Origin of the sequence: Paenilisteria portnoyi (assembly GCF_014322795.1) — a bacterium.
GTDB lineage: Bacteria > Bacillota > Bacilli > Lactobacillales > Listeriaceae > Listeria_A > Listeria_A portnoyi.
This window is the reverse complement of sequence record NZ_JAASTT010000015.1, coordinates 68,804-85,296: the sequence shown is the minus strand read 5'-3', so window position 1 is coordinate 85,296 and position 16,493 is coordinate 68,804. Positions and strand designations below refer to the sequence as shown.

The window sequence follows — 16,493 nt, the reverse complement described above, 5'->3', positions numbered from 1 at the left end:
ATTACTATTATTTGATTTGTCAAATCTCCATCTTCTGTGTCGCTCGCTGTAACATCTTTTTTTGCATCAAATGATGTTCCTATCTCAATACTTTCATCTTCTGCACCATTGATAACGGGCTTATCATTACTTGTTACTGTAATTTCAATCGTCTTACTGCTTGTATTCCCATCAGAATCGCTTACTTCATAAGTAATCGAGTATACTCCTACCGTATTCATATTTACATCATTTGAAATTATATTAATATTATTTGTTAAGTCTCCATCTTCTGTGTCTAACGCACTAACGCCTTCCTTCCCATCGAATACATCCCCAGCTCTTAATGTTCTATTTGATGCTGTAATAATCGGAAGATCTCCCTTCGCAACAACTGTCTGAGCAATAATATCAGGATAGTCTACATATCGTACAGCTACAGGTCTACCCTGTTTTTGTTTGGCATGCATTGTAAACTTCCAATTGCCATTAGCATCGACAGTGACTGGATTACTATCAAAATTCGCCATTGTATCCAAACCATATACCATTACTTTTTCACCTGGAATCCCAGTCCCAGTTACTACTAAATCTGTTGTTTGTATCGTATTTATTGTAATATCACTTGCAGTAGGTGTACTTTTTACAAAATTAGTATCCATCGTAGATCCTACACTTCCCATTGCACTTTCTGAAGCCATTGTATTAACGGGAACAGTAGTTAAGGTTTGGGATCCCACTACAATTAGTGACAAAATAACAGTAATTATTTTTCTTCGTACTATTTGTTCTCTTCTCATAGTCTATGAGCTCCTATCATAAAGATTCTAAAGCAACCTCTCAATTAATATAAAATGGGATATAATAAGTTCTCTACGTCCTTTAATTATTTTTTAGTATAACACCTTCTCACAGTAGGTAACTGTTTATTTTATACAACAAAGCCTATTCAGTCTTTCTATATTGTGAACATAATAAGCCAAATCCAATCAACCATCTTGTTAAAATCTAGACCAACTGAATGATATGTTTTTATAGAACATATTTTCTATATGTCGAACTGTATTCGGCTGGCGATGATTGCGGAACGGGAAAGAACGGAAAGTAAAAGAAGGCAAGCGCAGGGAATTGCGATAGCGAAGGAAAAAGGCGTCTATAAAGGTCGGCCGATTTTATACGCTGCAGATGCAAAAGATCCACAAAAACAAGCAGTATACCATCAGATTGTGCGCATGTTAGAAGAAGGCTTGCCAATCAAACGTATTGCGGAGAAAAATCGAGTAACAAGACCGACGATATATCGGATTAAAGAAGGCTTAGCCACAATGCCTACAGAAGACCAGTAGAAATAGCTTGCTTCGCATTAAAAATAAGGCCACTATCCGTTAACAAGATTGTGGCCAATATAGTAATATAGAAGAAACTCTATTCATAAGATATTCCAATCATTATAGTCAGAATATTACGTAATGTCCGATTTGCTCGGAGATGCTGGTTCTACCCCTAGTTATATTTTTCTCTCCATTTTAGATTTCAGTTTACAGGATAGTAACGCTATTCGTTTAAATCACCTTTCTTACTATCAACAAAATTTGTTATTTCCTCTATGAATGTATCGAAATTTTTGGGAATTACGTCTGCCCTATACATGCCAGATCCGGAATGTCTTTCAACCGTTCGATCAGCATATTCCAAGTATATTACCCAACCATAACCGTCTTCATAATTAGTATTTTTGCTATCTGAATAATCTTCCTTCCAACTCTGAATACCATATTTTTTTATGATATTTTGTATCTTCTCCACATCTTCTTCTGTCATTTTATAGTCTGCATTAACTAGTCCAAGTGTTGGGACTTTTGGATTTAAATACATTGCATTATTTCCAATATCGATAGCTATTGTATTCTTATACTGCATGTTATTTGACTCATAAAATAAAATTTTGACTACCCTATCTATATCCTGTGGCTCGGTTGATTGCGCTAATTTATCAATTCTTGAAAAGTCTTTTATTGGAGTTTCAACCACTTTTTTATCCTCCTCACTATTAGGAATCGTTTCTGGTTTGTTGGAGCAAGCACTTATAAAACAAACAAAGAATAACATTCCTACAATAATCATTTTTTTACTCAAATAGTTCACCTCATCGACTCCAGCATTTCTTCCATATGCTTGCTTGATTCAGGTAAATAAGTGTCTATGCTTCCTAATCCATTGACACTCGTGTCACCTGTTGTTACCTTCCTACCAAAAAATTCTGCAAAAGATTCCTTATTGGTTGTTCGAACAACATCTCCACTTTTATTAAACCAATAGTAAGGATCTTTTTGATGCCCATAATCTCCTTTTATCGTAAAATTAGTAACCCCTCCATAAATATCAGACGGACTTTCAGCATCAGCACCAGCAAACTCATCCGCATAATGTAGTTTTAGCTTGTCTTGTAAATTTTGCTCAGTTTGCGTTAAGTTATCATAATTCTTATCTTGCTGCATTATGTTTTGTGAAATATTATTAATCATTTTTTGTTTCTCACCATCACTTAGACCACTATATTTGTCCTCTTTGAGTAACTTATCAAGACTATCTTCAACATTTTTTCCCACATCTTGTATATTGTATTCACTTAATGTTTTTCCCTTTGTTTTGAATATGCTGGAATAACTATCATTCGTGCCATGTTCTTTCCCATAATAGTTATCAATCGCATGTCCCATTTCATGGAAAAAAGTATAGTAACTTCCACGTTCGTTATATCTATCAATACGCATATTAACATTAATAGAATTATCCCCTGGGCTAAAGTATGAAGATACATCTTTTTCGATGTCCTCTTTGCTGAGGAATTTTATCTCGTACTCACTCATATATTTCAAGCATAACGACCGTTGTGGCTCCTCTGCTGTATAGATAAGATACTTAATCCCTATAACATCCTGCATTTCTAGTGGCGAAAGAAACTCATTAGTTTTCTTTACAGATTCCGGATGAAGCGCCTCATATTCAACAATTGCCATAATTCTATCCAAATCATCTGGGTGCCCTTTTAGATAGTCTCCATACTGAGCGATTGCCATCCCCCTGTAATTAGTGTATGACACAATGCTTCCTAGTATATCTTTTGAAGTAGAAATAACGGAAGGTGTAATGAGTTGTGCTATATTTTCTAGTTTATATTGAAATCCTTCTAACTCATTGAGCGTACTTTCAAAATTTCTTTCATATGCCTTATCCACACTTTCAACATCTTTCAAGATTTCATCAAAAGCTTGCTTTCCAATATCATGTTTGTCTATCACTGCTTTGTGATATTCATTTAAATTATCCAAACTGTCCTGTATCTCCGGAACTGATATAAAAGGGTCATTTACCCAATCCAAAAAACCTAATTGTCCATCATCTTCCACGTCATTTACAATAGTCGCTAATTGGTCAATAGAAGCTTGTGAGAAATCATGTGATTTTCCAGCCATTTTTACTCACTTCCCTCTATTAATTGATTAAGTATCGCTGCACTTGCTTCATCTGTATCTATATACGCATCTTTAGCATTATCTAAAAAAGATGCTGTATTTTGAATAAGTATATCTAGCGTCTCATTCAATGTATCGTAATATACCTGTACTTCCTTCATTTTCTCGGATGCCTTCCCTTTGTTACTTATACTTCCCTTCGTTCTCGTTATTTTAGTAGTAAGTAAACCTTTCAATACACCAATTTCTTGTTCCAGGATAGTAGGATCGATATGAACCTCACTCATGAATACCCCTCCTTAAAACAACTCTTTGTCTGCCTCATCTATCGCAGTTCCAAAACTGGTTGCTTTTTCTTTTGCCGTCGTACTAATTTCTTCGACTTCCTTCTGCAATCCCTTTACTTCTTGTTGAAATAGCGCTAAATTATCGGCAACCTGCCCACTTTTTACTGCACCCGCCAAAATACGATCCAATGAAGCTAAGTAGTCTGTCAATTTTTGTTCGAAAGTCTGCGCCATTGTTTCATATTCTTTCCCCATCTCTTCACAGTCTTCTTCGTTGACAACAATGTCATACCCTATTTTATAGGTCATCGTTACACTCCTCTACTTGGTTAAGACCTGTGTACGTTGCTGATACAATTGATTTATTAATTGATCACAATCGCCAATTAGTGCCTGATTTCTTGCGATTTCCTGCTCTGTTCTTTCTATTTCTAGTCTTATTTTTTGTAGCGCATCTTCTAGAAGGTGCTCTGTACGTAGCGCCTGATTGCTGTGCAGTATGTCCAATACACGGGTCGCTTGACTCCTTGCAAAGCGCATCTGGCCAGTAATATCATACATGTTCTGATACTGCCTTTTCCTACGATACTGAAACTCCAAAAACTTATCTTGTGCTTGTCGTTGTTTATCTTGCGCCATATATAACTGTTCTAATTTCATTCTCAAGTTTCTTATTTCTATTTGACATTCTGATGCTCGATTTTCTTGATGACGAATGCTTTGTGTCAACTGATCGAATGCGTCCATTGCACTTTCCTCCCTTTTTCAAGAAAAAGCCTTACTTATGTAAGGCTTCATGGATTAGTTTAACCCAAAGTTACGAGAAAGATTCGCATCATTTTCTTCCACTGCATTTGCCGTTTTCGCCAGTTGTTGCTCAATTTGATGCATTAAATTGGAGAAATCCGTTACTTTTGGTTTCAATTGTTGGAATTGATCATCAAATTTCCGGAACGCTTCCCCTTCCCATTCTCCACGAAGCTGTTCTTGTAACTGCTCCAATTCTCGTAATATTTGTTCAATATCCTGTCCCTTACGACCATAGGTTTTGGAGCGATCGCGTAACTCTGCTGGACTCATTCTAATTTGACCTGACATATAACTCATCTCCCGTATATTTAATATGTAACATACATATTAAATATACAAAACATGTCATTGTAAACGTTTTACTGGGATTAAATACACGATCTTTACTATCCCATCGACCGTTCAAAGATGACGTAATCTAAATCCCAATGCTCTAAGTCTATAGAAACACGATTCTTCCGTCTTTTATAAAGCGACAACGCTATTCATTGACTATTTTCTTTCGTAGCGAAAACAGAGCTTCTTCCTCTTCTAATAGCTCCTGTTCCTTCGCTTCCATTTCTTCTATCTCCGCATCAAATTGTTTTCGGAATTTCTGTAACGTATGGCGATGACTCGCCTGCTCTTCGTGAAGGAAACCTTCCATCTGCAGGAGTGATTCTGCTCCGTGAATGGCTGCGTCTATTTTATCCGTGGCTTCTTCGGACATAGGAAAGAAAGTATCTCTAAATTCTTTCTTTTTTTGAAGTTGTGCTGCTAGTATTTGCTGTTTCAAGCTATTCTTCTGGATGGATCGATGTACCTCTTCTAACTGATTTTCTTGGCTCACTTGCTTATTTAACAGTATTCTTTCGTACTGTTCATTCACAATTTCGATCACACTCCCACTGATTTCATTCGCTACATCGTCTGCCATCTCTTTAAAAAAGAAAATGTAATCCAATTCTATTTCCACTATCGGAATATCTGCTGGAATCATAAAAAGTGGCTGATGTGGATCATCTAGCCACTTCATAAAAATTTGATTGTTTAGTGTTACAATATATTGCCTTGGCACATGTTGTCCCTTCGCATCTTTCCTCATGTCTATTTTCATCTGTGAAACTCCCCTTTACTTATTTATCTACTTCTCGCCATTTCCATAATCCGACGTCCATCCCTTGCCTTTTTCTGCTGGTGTAAAACTTTCAAAACGTGCACTGAATTTAGCTTTATCAAGCGTGGTTTCTTGGCCACTTCCAATCGACGTTTCATATAAATACATGTTGTCTTTCACCTCAATTACGATGGAACGGCCGAATGGATGCATACCAATCATTTTCATTTCTCTGCCTCCCCTCTTTTTGCCTTTGGAGCCACTTTATTTCTTTCCAAGTAGCATAATGGAGTACCTTGTTTCGTGTGAATCACTAGGGAACTCTTTTTTGTGGTCATGGCCTCCACATAAATCAATCCCTGGTTTGATAATACTAACACCAGCAAACGTAAATCTTTTTTTACGTCTTTATACCAGTGAACCAATTTCATAACTCCGCTTTTGTTTTCGCAGGAATAATAGCCCATTTTATTTCAAAATAGCGTAGGCAATGAGATTTGAAAAAATTGCATTAGTTATTTTATGGTGTTTATATGAGTAACATGGGGAGGTAGCCTTTTTTGACGTTCTGAAAGTCACTGTGCCGCAACGCTTCTGAATTATGAAATTGGTTTATGTATATATGGGAGAGCCCTTGTCACACAATTATCCTAAGTACCTTTTGAAGTTAAGGATTATCAAGACATTGCACTTATTGTCATCACTTTACTTTTTTCCCGGTTAAAGTCTAGTGAATCCTCTTCTATTTTATGCTATGAATACCTCACAGTGCATGTCTTCATGTATTTTTTTCAAGATAACACTTTTACAATCCCTTTGAGTGTTATCTCTCTATGCACAAAAACTGTACATGCACTGAAAATACTTTCCATCATAATCGATGAAAAGCACCTTGTTAATTTTATATATTTTTTGTGACGGTGGTAAGCAACTACTTACTCAACCTCACAAGCTCAATCCCCGCTCTGTCCCACATTTCACTCATCATATCATAATATTTATCATCCATCGCAACATCCACAAGCATCTTTGTCTGGCTGCCCACTGGTTCAAATACGTACTCTTCCAGCATATCCGCAAATTCAGCAACCTCAACATATTTCCCATCATTAATTTCACCTAAAAATGCGAATTTGATTTCTTTTTCTGGTTCAAAAACGACTACTTTAGAAACCAAACCATTGCCCTCTGTATCGACAAAGTTAACGGTTTCATTAAGCCCCATATCACCAGTGTAGGTTGATCCTTCGTGGAAAGCCGCTGCCCATTTTTCATACTTGCTGCGATCCACTACTAATTGCCAAGCCTCTTTCGGCCCGCACTCAAGCATAAACTCTTTTTTGATGTGTTTCATATTCTAATTCCTCCTTCTAAATATTGTTTTAAATCGTTCTTATTTTCAATGTCCTAACCTATTATATTGTAGTTCATTTGGCATTTACTAACAAGGAATCTGTGCTAGCAACCTCACTTTTTAAAAACAAGATCCTGCGATTCCAGTCCCAAAACCTGCCGCGAAATGAGCGCGACACCGCCAAGTAACGAGGAGTCATAAATATCGTGTTGCGTAAATTCAATTCGTGTTTCGCCTAGTGGATCAAGCGCTTTATACTCCTCGAAAATCCGCTGTAACAAATTTGGAAATTGCGATAGGGAGCGCGAAGACAGAAAAACAGCTTCCGGTGCGCTATACTGTACTAAATTGTAGGCTATTTGCGCGATCGCGGTAATCCACTCATCCACCACTTCCAAAACGAAAGTATCTTTACTCTCGATCAACGCAGCAAATGCATCCACCGATAACTCCGCCTTTTTCTCATGCTTCGCGATTCTCTCCATAATCGCTTTTTCAGAGTACAATTCCTCTAACCGGTACACTTTTTTATCCTTGCAAATAACGGAGCGTCCGATTTCACCAGCCAGCCCTTGCATACCGTAATAAAGCTGCTCGTTAATAATCGTGCCGACACCAATCCCATTATGAATATTCAGCGCTAACAAGTTTTGAAGCGGCTCCTCACCTGTATAATACCAAAAATCTCGAATCGAAATCGCCGTTAAATTGGCCTCATTTTCAAAGCGAATCGGCACATCGACAATTTCTTGCAACGCGGGTAGTAACGCAAAAGAATCGAGCTCCAAAAATGGACTATACCGAATCTCATTCTCGTGAACCGGCGCATGTGTTGACACCGCAATGCCCAGCAGCCCTTTCATCGTATCAAAAGCCCGCAAACCAGAAATCACCTCGCGCATCATCTGAAAAACATCCTTTACACTGTTGCCTATTAATCGCAGCGAGTCCTTTTTAATAACCTCACCGTTCAAATAGTTCACCGAATACCTTAAATGCCTAGCCCCCATATCAAAAGCCAAAACATAGCCATACCGATAATTAAATTGAATCAAATTCGGCCGCCGTCCACCGGCGTTAGAGGCTTCCCCAATGCCAAGCTCCTCAATAAGACCATCTTCGTGCAGCTCCCGAATAATCGAGGATACTGTAGATTTCTGTAGCTGAACCATGCTTGCAATCGAACTCCTTGATGTCTGACCAGCATTAAATAGAGTTTTTAGCACCAATTTCTTATTGTTCTCTCTCATAACATCCTGATCAGTTTTCTTCGTCATATGTATACGTCCCTTCTTGCTTCCCATTTTTAAAAAGTATATCACATTATAACAACATCTTAAAAGTTAAAACGGACCACCGCACGTTTCTAAGCGCAATGATCCGTTCCTCGTTATCCACTTGTTTCACGTGAAACATATCTAATTTAAGGCGTTACTTACTCTCCAAATCATGTACAAACAATCCACTCAACAACTTCGGCTCAAACCAAGTCGATTTCGGAGGCATAATCTCGCCAGCATCTGCCACATCCAGCAAATTATCCATCGTCGGCGGATACATCGAGAATGCAATCGTATATTTCCCAGCATCCACAAGCTGCTCCAACTCCACAAGCCCACGAATCCCACCAACAAAATTAATCCGGTCATCGCGTCTGATATCCTCAATCCCGAACAACGGTGTAAGTACCTGATCCGCCAAAATAGACACATCAAGGCTCGCAATAACACCTTCACCCGCGAACTCAGGTTTCACTTTCAACCCGTACCACGAGCCATCCAAATACATCCCAAACGTGTTCGGCGTCGCTGGTTTATACGCCTCTTTTCCGACTTTCTCTATATCAAATTTTAAAGCAACTTGATCTAAGAAATCCGCTGCGATTGGAACATCAACGACCCTATTATAGTCCAGAATCTCCAGCTGATCTTGTGGGAATAACACAGATAAGAAGAAATTAAACTCCGCATCCGCGCCAACATCCGGAAATTCCTCCCGACGCTTCAGACCAACTTTGACCGCCGATTCCGTGCGATGATGCCCGTCCGCAATATAAAGCGCCGGAATCGCCTCAAATGCCTTCGTAAGCACGCGCACTACATCCGCATCATCCACCGTCCAAATCCGATGCTTCACACCATGAAAGCTCTCAAAATCATAGACCGGCTTATGACTGCCAATCCAAGCATCCACCACATCATTCACCAACTCATCCGAACGATACGTCAAAAAAATCGGACTTGTATTCGCATCCGTCACATCCACATGGCGAATCCGATCCAGCTCCTTCTCCTCACGCGTCAACTCATGCTTCTTAATCGCACCACTCACATAATCATCAATCGCCGTACACGTCACAAGCCCCGTCTGCGGCCGCCCATTCATCACCAACTGATACAAATACAACTCCGGCTTCGCATCCTTCGCAAGCCAGCCCTTCTCCTGAAACTCCGCCAAATTCGACGCAGCTTTTGCATAAACCGAGTCATCATACGGCGACACATCAGCGGCCAAATCAATCTCCGCCTTATCAATATGTAAAAACGACATCGGGTTCGAAACACCCAATTTCCGCGCCTCCTCCGTACTCAACACATCATACGGCAACGAAGCCACATAAACCGCCTCTTTCGCACTCGGTCTAATTCCCTTAAAAGCTCTAATCTTTACCACAAAAATCCCTCCTCATTTTATAAAAATAGCCACGACAGAAAATCCATCGCAGCTATTCATTTTTATCTCAATAAGTCGTAACACCAGCAGGTTCAATCGCACGCACCCGAATCACACCAGGAATTGCGTTCAAACGATCCACAACCAGCGATAAATTGCCTTGCGCACCTTTTTCCATATCAATCAGCGTATACGCATAATCGCCCTTACTACGATTCGTCATATCCAAAATATTAATCGATCCGTTCGCAAGTTCCGTCGTCACCTGCCCAACCATGTTCGGCACATTATGATGAAATACACCTAAACGCGGATGTCCATTATAAGGCATGTCCACATTCGGATAGTTCACCGAGTTTTTAATACTACCCGTCTCTAAAAAGTAAGCCAATTCCTTCGCCGCCATTTTAGCACAGTTGGTTTCCGCTTCTTCCGTCGAAGCACCAAGATGCGGCAATACTTCCACTTGCGGATGCTTCACAAACGCTTCCGTCGCAAAATCCGTGATGTACATGCGTAATTGACCAGCATTCAGCGCCTCAACCATCGCACCTTCCTCCACCAATTCCCCACGTGAAAAGTTAAGCAAAACAGCGTCAGGTTTCAGCAATTGCAACGTTTCCCGATTGAACATTCCAGCCGTATTATCCTTCAGCGGCACATGCACCGTCAAATAATCACACGTCGCCAAAACTTCCTCAATCGTCATCGCGCGCTCCACTTCTTTCGAAATCCGCCACGCCGTATCCACCGAAACATACGGATCATAACCGACAACGTCCATGCCAAGCGCCAACGCATCATTTGCCACAAGCGCACCAATCGCACCCAGTCCAATGATACCAAGTCGTTTTCCAGCAAGTTCCGTGCCCGCAAATTTCTTCTTCCCAGCTTCCACTTTTTTCTCAATATTGTCGCCATCAAGCGTCTTGACCCATTCCGAGCCTTCCAAAATCGGCCGCGCACCCATAAATAAACTCGCTAATACCAGTTCTTTCACTGCGTTTGCATTCGCACCAGGCGTATTAAAAACCACGATTCCCTTGTCAGCACAAGCCTCCACAGGAATATTATTCACCCCCGCACCAGCTCTAGCAACAGCTTTCACACTGTCTGGGAACTCAAAATCGTGCAGATCATAACTTCGCAGTAAAATACCATCCGGCACCTGATTCCCGTCAATCAAATATTTTTCCACATCGAACTTACGTAATCCTTCTTTGGCAATCGCATTGAAAGTCTGAATATTAAACATGTATTTCTCCCCCTTTATGAGTCGCTACAAATTTTTCCATCAGAGCAGTCAGCGCTTCGACACCCTCGTACGGAAAAGCATTGTAGATACTTGCACGCATACCACCAACCGAGCGATGTCCCTTCAAATTTTCAAAATGAAGTTCCCCCGCCTCTTTAATAAATAATGCATCCAACTCAGGTGAACCCGTCACAAACGGCACATTAGTAAGCGAACGATCTGCCTTGTTCACAGGAGACGAAAACATCGAAGACGCATCCAAATAATCATATAAAAGTCCAGCTTTCTTCCTATTTAACGCCTCGATACCCGCCACGCCGCCTTGCTCCTTAATCCATTCAAAAACCAGCTTCGATACATAAATCGCAAAAGTTGCCGGCGTATTAAACATCGAACCATTCTTCGCCTGCACCTCATAATCCAGCATTGCCGGCAAACCAGCTACGTTTCCAATCAAATCCTCTCGAACAATAACGATCGTGAGACCAGCAGGACCAATATTTTTCTGAGCTCCCGCATAAATCAAACCAAATTTGCTCACATCGTACACACTCGACAAAATATTGGAAGACATATCCGCAACAAGCGGCACATCACCAGTTTCAGGAGGTGTGAAAATCGCCGTACCTTCAATCGTATTATTCGTTGTAATATGCAAATAAGCCGCATCGGAAGGCACCCGCGGTATCTCTGGAATATAACTGAAATTCTTATCTTTTGACGACGCCAACACTTCAATATCGCCAATTTTAGCCGCTTCCTCCATCGCTTTTTCAGACCACGAGCCAGTATTCACAAAGTAGGCTTTCTTGCCAGCCATCAAATTCATCGGCACCATCGTGAATTGCAGACTTGCCCCACCTTGTAAGAATAAAATTTTGTAATTTTCGGGAATGTGCATTAATTCACGCAATAGCAATTCCGCTTCCCCAAGAATCTCCTCAAATAAATCCGATCGATGGCTTAATTCCATTACTGACATTCCTGAACCTTTGTACGATAATAGCTCCTTCTGCACCTTTTCTAAAACTGGTACGGGCAAAATCGCAGGTCCTGCTGAAAAATTATACGCTCTTTCCACACAACATCTCTCCTGTTCCAATCGTATTTCCAACCTACAACTTCGATTTCTCACATCTGGTCTTAATACAAAAACTGTGACAAGCATTACAAGTATCGCGAAAAGCCTATTTTGGAGTTCACATATGTATCTCATTCCCATTTACAGTTTAATCAAACCCAAGAAAGAATACTTACTCCTAACACTTGGATATATTATATCAGAAAATACGAATATTTTCAGACAAATTGAACTTATTCTGCGGGTTTTTATTAAAAAACACCAAGAAAGCGTCCCCATTTGATTGAAATCACATTTTAGTTAATGAATAACAGCAAATCGTCCTCAAAATCATTTATTTATCAAGCTCAGTCATATTATCTACTGTACAGCATCAATTTAAACCATTTTTGATGCGTTAGAATGTACCAATACAACGCAAAAAGCCAGCATATTTGCTAACTTTTAGGTGTTTTCTAGATTAGTTGTTCCAGTTTCTTATGATGCACAATCAAAGTTTCTTTTGCTTTATTCCCAAATTGCCCCTTTAGACCATTACCCATATTTGCTGAAATATGTTGCACACCCGTTTGCGTATCTTCCAGTACGCCTTTACACTTTTTTTCAATTCGGTGTCGGTTAGTATCGCTCTTGTACACTGCTGATGAAGCTACTGCGAAATGAATCATCATTTTTTCTGCCTCTTTTTTTAACTGCAGTATAAATTGTTCATCTAGTATGGACATTTCTGTCACAAGGATTCCTCCCTCTCACTTCTTATAGTTTGTTGCCTACGATAGTCTGCTGTTAAATCGTCTAGTTCATATTCCAGGCGGCGTTTTTCTTTTCGATGTAACGCTTCAAAATCGTCTCTCATTGAGTCTAATCCATCCATGCCACGTCGCATATTCATTGCTTCTGGAGCAAAATCTCGTAGGTAATAATGACTTGCTTCGGCAACCGAATCCAACGCTTGAAGTCCTTTCTTTTTCTGTTGAAACAGCGCTCCTCCTTTTCTTCTAACCGTTTCCTATCGCGTAAATAGTCATTTTCCAACTGTTGCTGCGATTGCATGTATAACTACCTCACCCTCAAAATTGGATTTCTTTTGCTAATTGCTGATCCTTCGCTACTTGTTGATCAATACTTGCTTTGATTTCAGACATGAGTACACGATATTTATCAAGCATTCTCTTTGCACTATCCATCTTTTGCTCGTAGAAAGCTGTCGTTTCTCCGACAATACTCCTTTGTGTGGCGCCACCGCTGGCTAATGCTTCGATTACTTCATCATGACTCAAATCCATGCCAATCCCTTGTGCTCGCTCAACAGTTTCTCGCCATAATTCCTCAGCTTCTGTGATTCCTTGTTGGTAATCTTTCATAACGGTCGTCAAACCATCCTCCATCACAGTCGAAGCACCATTTAAAACAATCAAAGCTTCCCCGCTGTTAATAAATATTTCTTCAGATGACGATAGACCACCGTGGCTTTTTCTTAGCTTATCGGATAGAACAGATAGATTCCACAATTGATAACGCGTTGTCGCTTCCATTTGCGCTAAACGTGAATCTCTACTGGAGCGACCAGGAGCCACAAGATTGCCACTTTTATCAAATTCCCATGCACTTAAATCATGGTAGTCTAAAGATTTAATCGGATTATACCCACCCTTTGATGCATCCAATAAGATAGCTGCTCCTGTCTTGTTACCACCGAAATTTCCTATTTTATCATGCTTATTTCGATAATTAACGAGTAAACCTGGATTGTCCTTCACCCATTTCTTCGCTTCATCAGATAAAATAGTATACGGATCAGGTCCATTAAAACCTGTATTTTTCCATTGATTTTCAGCTGCTATGTAAATAGCAAGGTATTCCCCCAGAGAATGGCCTGTTGTGGTAACCAAGGTCTTAGGATAACTTTCCTTGATACTTGTTGCAAATTTTTGTGCGGTTACTGCTTGCCCTTCTATTTTTTCAGGAGAACCCCACCATTGCGGAATCGACAAATCCATATTACCTTCAGCACCTTATAGGGCTGTGTTAGACCTTTGATTGTTTTTGGCGTTAAAATCGTACCTTTTTTAGGATTGAACGGAATATTTTCTTTTCCTTTATCTACCCAATAGGATGTATCGGCTAATCTATTTAAATCCTTCTCTGTTGTCATTTCACTTAGACTCCCAGTGATTTATTTTTAAATGCGTTACATCCTTCGTATCCTTCTTTTCAACCAAATCAATATCATTACTTCCAAAAGCCCAAACCTCATCCGTCTTCGATTTAACAGATGCACCAACCTTCCACGCCTTGTTGCCGTTCACGTAAAAAAAATAATTGCGGTTTCCTGTAGCATCCTTCTGATTAGCAGGGGCTTTATAAAATGTGACCTCGCTCACATATTTTTTTTCTGGCGTAAGGAATGTGCTTGCAAATTCTTTCGCTATTTTATTCTCCACTTTCTTATCTTCCATTAAAGATTTATCTACCTTATTCATATACATTTTCCCCCCTATCAATATCACAACAATAACAACTACAATCGAAATCATCCATATGTATTTTTTACGCATCTTACACCTCCCGCTTATGTCATAACAATCGTGTTCTCTCTAAAATAAGCCATACATGAACTGTAGGGCTTCTACTATAAAACGGTAACATATTCCGAGTTTTTTGTAAACGATTGCGCTGTTGATACTATGCGTTTATTCGCCAACTATTTTCTTACGTAACGAAAATAAAGCTGTCTCCATCGAAGAAGCCTTGCATCAATGGTCATCTGGCTTTCCTGTCCATTTTTTCAAAATTAGTATACAGCCAAATAATGATGGATCTTTTATAGAAATCTAGCATATTATTTCCCGGGTAATAATCGCTTCGTCCGAAAAACAAGTAAATAAATCATCAGAAAAATCACTAGCGTAACAATCGACCAACGATACATCATCGCATAATTATAATGCGCCGCGATAAAGCTCAATCCAAAACTCCCAAGCGCCATCCCGACATCCATCCCCGACAAAAACGTCCCATTTGCAATTCCCTTTTTGTCAGGAGCCGCACGATCCACCGCCAAGGCTTGCAAAGAAGGCTGCACCATTCCGTATCCGAGCCCGAAGAACAACGAAGCTCCAAATAAACCCCAAGCTCCCGTCGCCAGTGATAAGAGCCACAATCCGATTCCCATCAGCACGATTCCCGGCAGAATGACCACCCGATGTCCCTTCAAATCATACAATCGTCCCGCAAAAACACGACTCACCAAGACCATAATCGCCTGCCCAACAAAGAAAATCCAGACCATCCGCACATGTAATTCCAATCCGTAAATCATCATAAACGTCTGAATTCCGCCCAACGGAAAAGCCATCAACATGCATAATAGCGCCGGCAACAACGCCCCTTTGTCAAACAACTGCATCTTATGCTTCACGACAATTTCCTGTTTCGGCATTTTCAACCGTGTCACCAATAGAAAAACCAAAACCATCAACACAATCGAGAACCCAATCAGAAAATTAAACGAAAACTGGTTCATCAAAATAATCGCGATAATCGGTGCTAGCGACATCCCGAGCGCCGTCGTCAATCCATAAAAACCGATACCTTCCCCCGTCCGATTCGGTGGCACGAGCGTCGAAACCCCCGTCGCAATCGAAGTCGTCGTGATTCCCCAGCCAACACCATGAAATAAACGCAACACAAGTAACGCCGACACAACCGTTGACCAATAAAAATTCACCGTAACCGCAATCAATACAAAAAAGCCTACCAAAATCATGATTTTCGCACCAAAACGATCATTTAGCCCGCCTGCAATAACTCGCATAAACAAAGCTACCAACGAAAATAAGCCCACCGCCAAACTCGCCTGGGTTTCCGTCCCGCCTAATTTAATAATTTGCGCCGGTAAAGTTGGCATGAAAATCTGGAATCCAATATACAAAAACAAACTCGAAATCAACAATATCACATAATCTTTCGTCCACAACTTCGCCTTCAAAAAATCCCTTCTCACTCTAAATTATTTTCAATCCGCACCAAAACATCTAAATACATGCCAAGTTCTGCATCCGATATTCCCAGGTAAAAATGCGAGCACGTTTCCTCCACCACATTCCGAATCAGTTGCACTTTCTGCTTTCCTTCCATAGATAACGACAACAATGTAATCCGTCGATCCTTCTTATCTATCACTTTTTCAAGCAAATTTTTCCGAACGAGCACTTCCATAATTCGATTCACGGTCGGCGCATCCTTCTCCACCAACTCCGCCACATGACGCTGTGAAATCGGTGCTTTTTGATCGACCACATTCAAAACCGACCACTGCTCTGGCGTCACATCAAACCGCTCCAACCCATGCTGCAACCCAAGACTCGCCTTCCTCGCCACCACATTCGTTCGAAAAGTCACATTATCATAAAAATCTCGCATCCCAATTCACCTCTTTTTAAAATGATTGTCATGACAACTATATCATAAAAAAAGATA

The 16,493-nt window shown here is 40.2% G+C and carries 21 protein-coding genes and 1 pseudogene; 1 reads left to right on the top strand and 21 read right to left on the bottom strand.

Features of this window, described 5'->3' with window-relative positions:
- The coding region (locus tag HCJ66_RS11035; protein ID WP_187133170.1) for an immunoglobulin-like domain-containing protein at positions 1-779 on the bottom strand (779 nt) is incomplete at its 3' end.
- A gap of 270 nt (positions 780-1,049) precedes the next feature.
- Here HCJ66_RS11035 and HCJ66_RS11030 point away from each other — a divergent pair.
- Positions 1,050-1,325, top strand: a pseudogene (locus HCJ66_RS11030) (helix-turn-helix domain-containing protein); the annotation flags it as partial.
- A gap of 208 nt (positions 1,326-1,533) precedes the next feature.
- On the opposite strand, the gene HCJ66_RS11025 reads toward HCJ66_RS11030, so the two are convergent.
- The 20 genes from HCJ66_RS11025 to HCJ66_RS10930 form a co-directional block, all read right to left on the bottom strand.
- A complete protein-coding gene (locus HCJ66_RS11025; RefSeq protein ID WP_187133169.1) occupies positions 1,534-2,115 on the bottom strand; it encodes a hypothetical protein in 582 nt (193 codons plus the stop codon).
- 5 nt (positions 2,116-2,120) lie between these two features.
- Positions 2,121-3,455 (bottom strand): hypothetical protein, encoded by a 1,335-nt coding sequence (locus tag HCJ66_RS11020; RefSeq protein WP_187133168.1) that lies wholly within the window; start codon positions 3,453-3,455, stop codon positions 2,121-2,123.
- A 2-nt stretch (positions 3,456-3,457) separates the two neighbouring features.
- The gene (locus tag HCJ66_RS11015; RefSeq protein ID WP_185406805.1) at positions 3,458-3,742 is read right to left on the bottom strand and encodes a hypothetical protein; all 285 of its coding nucleotides are present in this window, start codon (positions 3,740-3,742) and stop codon (positions 3,458-3,460) included.
- Between the two features lie 12 nt (positions 3,743-3,754).
- Positions 3,755-4,051: a hypothetical protein gene (locus tag HCJ66_RS11010; protein WP_187133167.1), complete on the bottom strand. Its 297-nt coding sequence runs from the start codon at positions 4,049-4,051 to the stop codon at positions 3,755-3,757.
- A 12-nt stretch (positions 4,052-4,063) separates the two neighbouring features.
- Entirely contained in the window at positions 4,064-4,489 is a 426-nt protein-coding gene (locus HCJ66_RS11005; RefSeq protein ID WP_187133166.1) for a hypothetical protein, read from the bottom strand.
- 54 nt (positions 4,490-4,543) lie between these two features.
- Positions 4,544-4,840, bottom strand: coding sequence for a WXG100 family type VII secretion target (locus HCJ66_RS11000; RefSeq protein WP_036058787.1), 297 nt, complete (start codon positions 4,838-4,840; stop codon positions 4,544-4,546).
- Positions 4,841-5,033: 193 nt separating this feature from the next.
- Entirely contained in the window at positions 5,034-5,648 is a 615-nt protein-coding gene (locus HCJ66_RS10995; protein ID WP_187133165.1) for a hypothetical protein, read from the bottom strand.
- Between the two features lie 27 nt (positions 5,649-5,675).
- On the bottom strand, positions 5,676-5,876 hold the full coding sequence (locus HCJ66_RS10990) for a hypothetical protein (RefSeq protein WP_187133164.1): 201 nt from the start codon (positions 5,874-5,876) through the stop codon (positions 5,676-5,678).
- 703 nt (positions 5,877-6,579) lie between these two features.
- On the bottom strand, positions 6,580-7,002 hold the full coding sequence (locus tag HCJ66_RS10985; protein WP_187133163.1) for an activator of HSP90 ATPase: 423 nt from the start codon (positions 7,000-7,002) through the stop codon (positions 6,580-6,582).
- Positions 7,003-7,115: 113 nt separating this feature from the next.
- Complete coding sequence (locus HCJ66_RS10980) at positions 7,116-8,279, bottom strand: ROK family transcriptional regulator (RefSeq protein ID WP_187133162.1); 1,164 nt, start codon at positions 8,277-8,279, stop codon at positions 7,116-7,118.
- Between the two features lie 154 nt (positions 8,280-8,433).
- A complete protein-coding gene (locus tag HCJ66_RS10975; protein ID WP_187133161.1) occupies positions 8,434-9,675 on the bottom strand; it encodes a DUF1015 family protein in 1,242 nt (413 codons plus the stop codon).
- A gap of 67 nt (positions 9,676-9,742) precedes the next feature.
- On the bottom strand, positions 9,743-10,930 hold the full coding sequence (locus HCJ66_RS10970; protein WP_187133160.1) for a phosphoglycerate dehydrogenase: 1,188 nt from the start codon (positions 10,928-10,930) through the stop codon (positions 9,743-9,745).
- Complete coding sequence (gene serC, locus HCJ66_RS10965) at positions 10,923-12,011, bottom strand: 3-phosphoserine/phosphohydroxythreonine transaminase (protein ID WP_187133159.1); 1,089 nt, start codon at positions 12,009-12,011, stop codon at positions 10,923-10,925. The genes HCJ66_RS10970 and serC overlap by 8 nt, the downstream gene beginning before the upstream one ends.
- A gap of 455 nt (positions 12,012-12,466) precedes the next feature.
- Positions 12,467-12,745, bottom strand: a complete 279-nt coding sequence (locus tag HCJ66_RS10960) for a hypothetical protein (RefSeq protein ID WP_187133158.1) — start codon at positions 12,743-12,745, stop codon at positions 12,467-12,469.
- Positions 12,746-12,899: 154 nt separating this feature from the next.
- Positions 12,900-13,064: a hypothetical protein gene (locus tag HCJ66_RS10955; RefSeq protein WP_187133157.1), complete on the bottom strand. Its 165-nt coding sequence runs from the start codon at positions 13,062-13,064 to the stop codon at positions 12,900-12,902.
- A gap of 17 nt (positions 13,065-13,081) precedes the next feature.
- The gene (locus HCJ66_RS10950) at positions 13,082-14,011 is read right to left on the bottom strand and encodes a lipase (protein WP_187133156.1); all 930 of its coding nucleotides are present in this window, start codon (positions 14,009-14,011) and stop codon (positions 13,082-13,084) included.
- Entirely contained in the window at positions 13,966-14,166 is a 201-nt protein-coding gene (locus HCJ66_RS10945; RefSeq protein ID WP_187133155.1) for a hypothetical protein, read from the bottom strand. Before HCJ66_RS10945 ends, HCJ66_RS10950 begins: the two co-directional genes overlap by 46 nt.
- Position 14,167: 1 nt before the next feature.
- Positions 14,168-14,569 (bottom strand): hypothetical protein, encoded by a 402-nt coding sequence (locus tag HCJ66_RS10940; protein WP_187133154.1) that lies wholly within the window; start codon positions 14,567-14,569, stop codon positions 14,168-14,170.
- Between the two features lie 284 nt (positions 14,570-14,853).
- Entirely contained in the window at positions 14,854-16,002 is a 1,149-nt protein-coding gene (locus tag HCJ66_RS10935) for an MFS transporter (RefSeq protein WP_246438644.1), read from the bottom strand.
- Between the two features lie 11 nt (positions 16,003-16,013).
- Positions 16,014-16,436, bottom strand: coding sequence for a MarR family winged helix-turn-helix transcriptional regulator (locus tag HCJ66_RS10930; protein WP_187133153.1), 423 nt, complete (start codon positions 16,434-16,436; stop codon positions 16,014-16,016).
- Positions 16,437-16,493 lie beyond the last annotated feature (57 nt).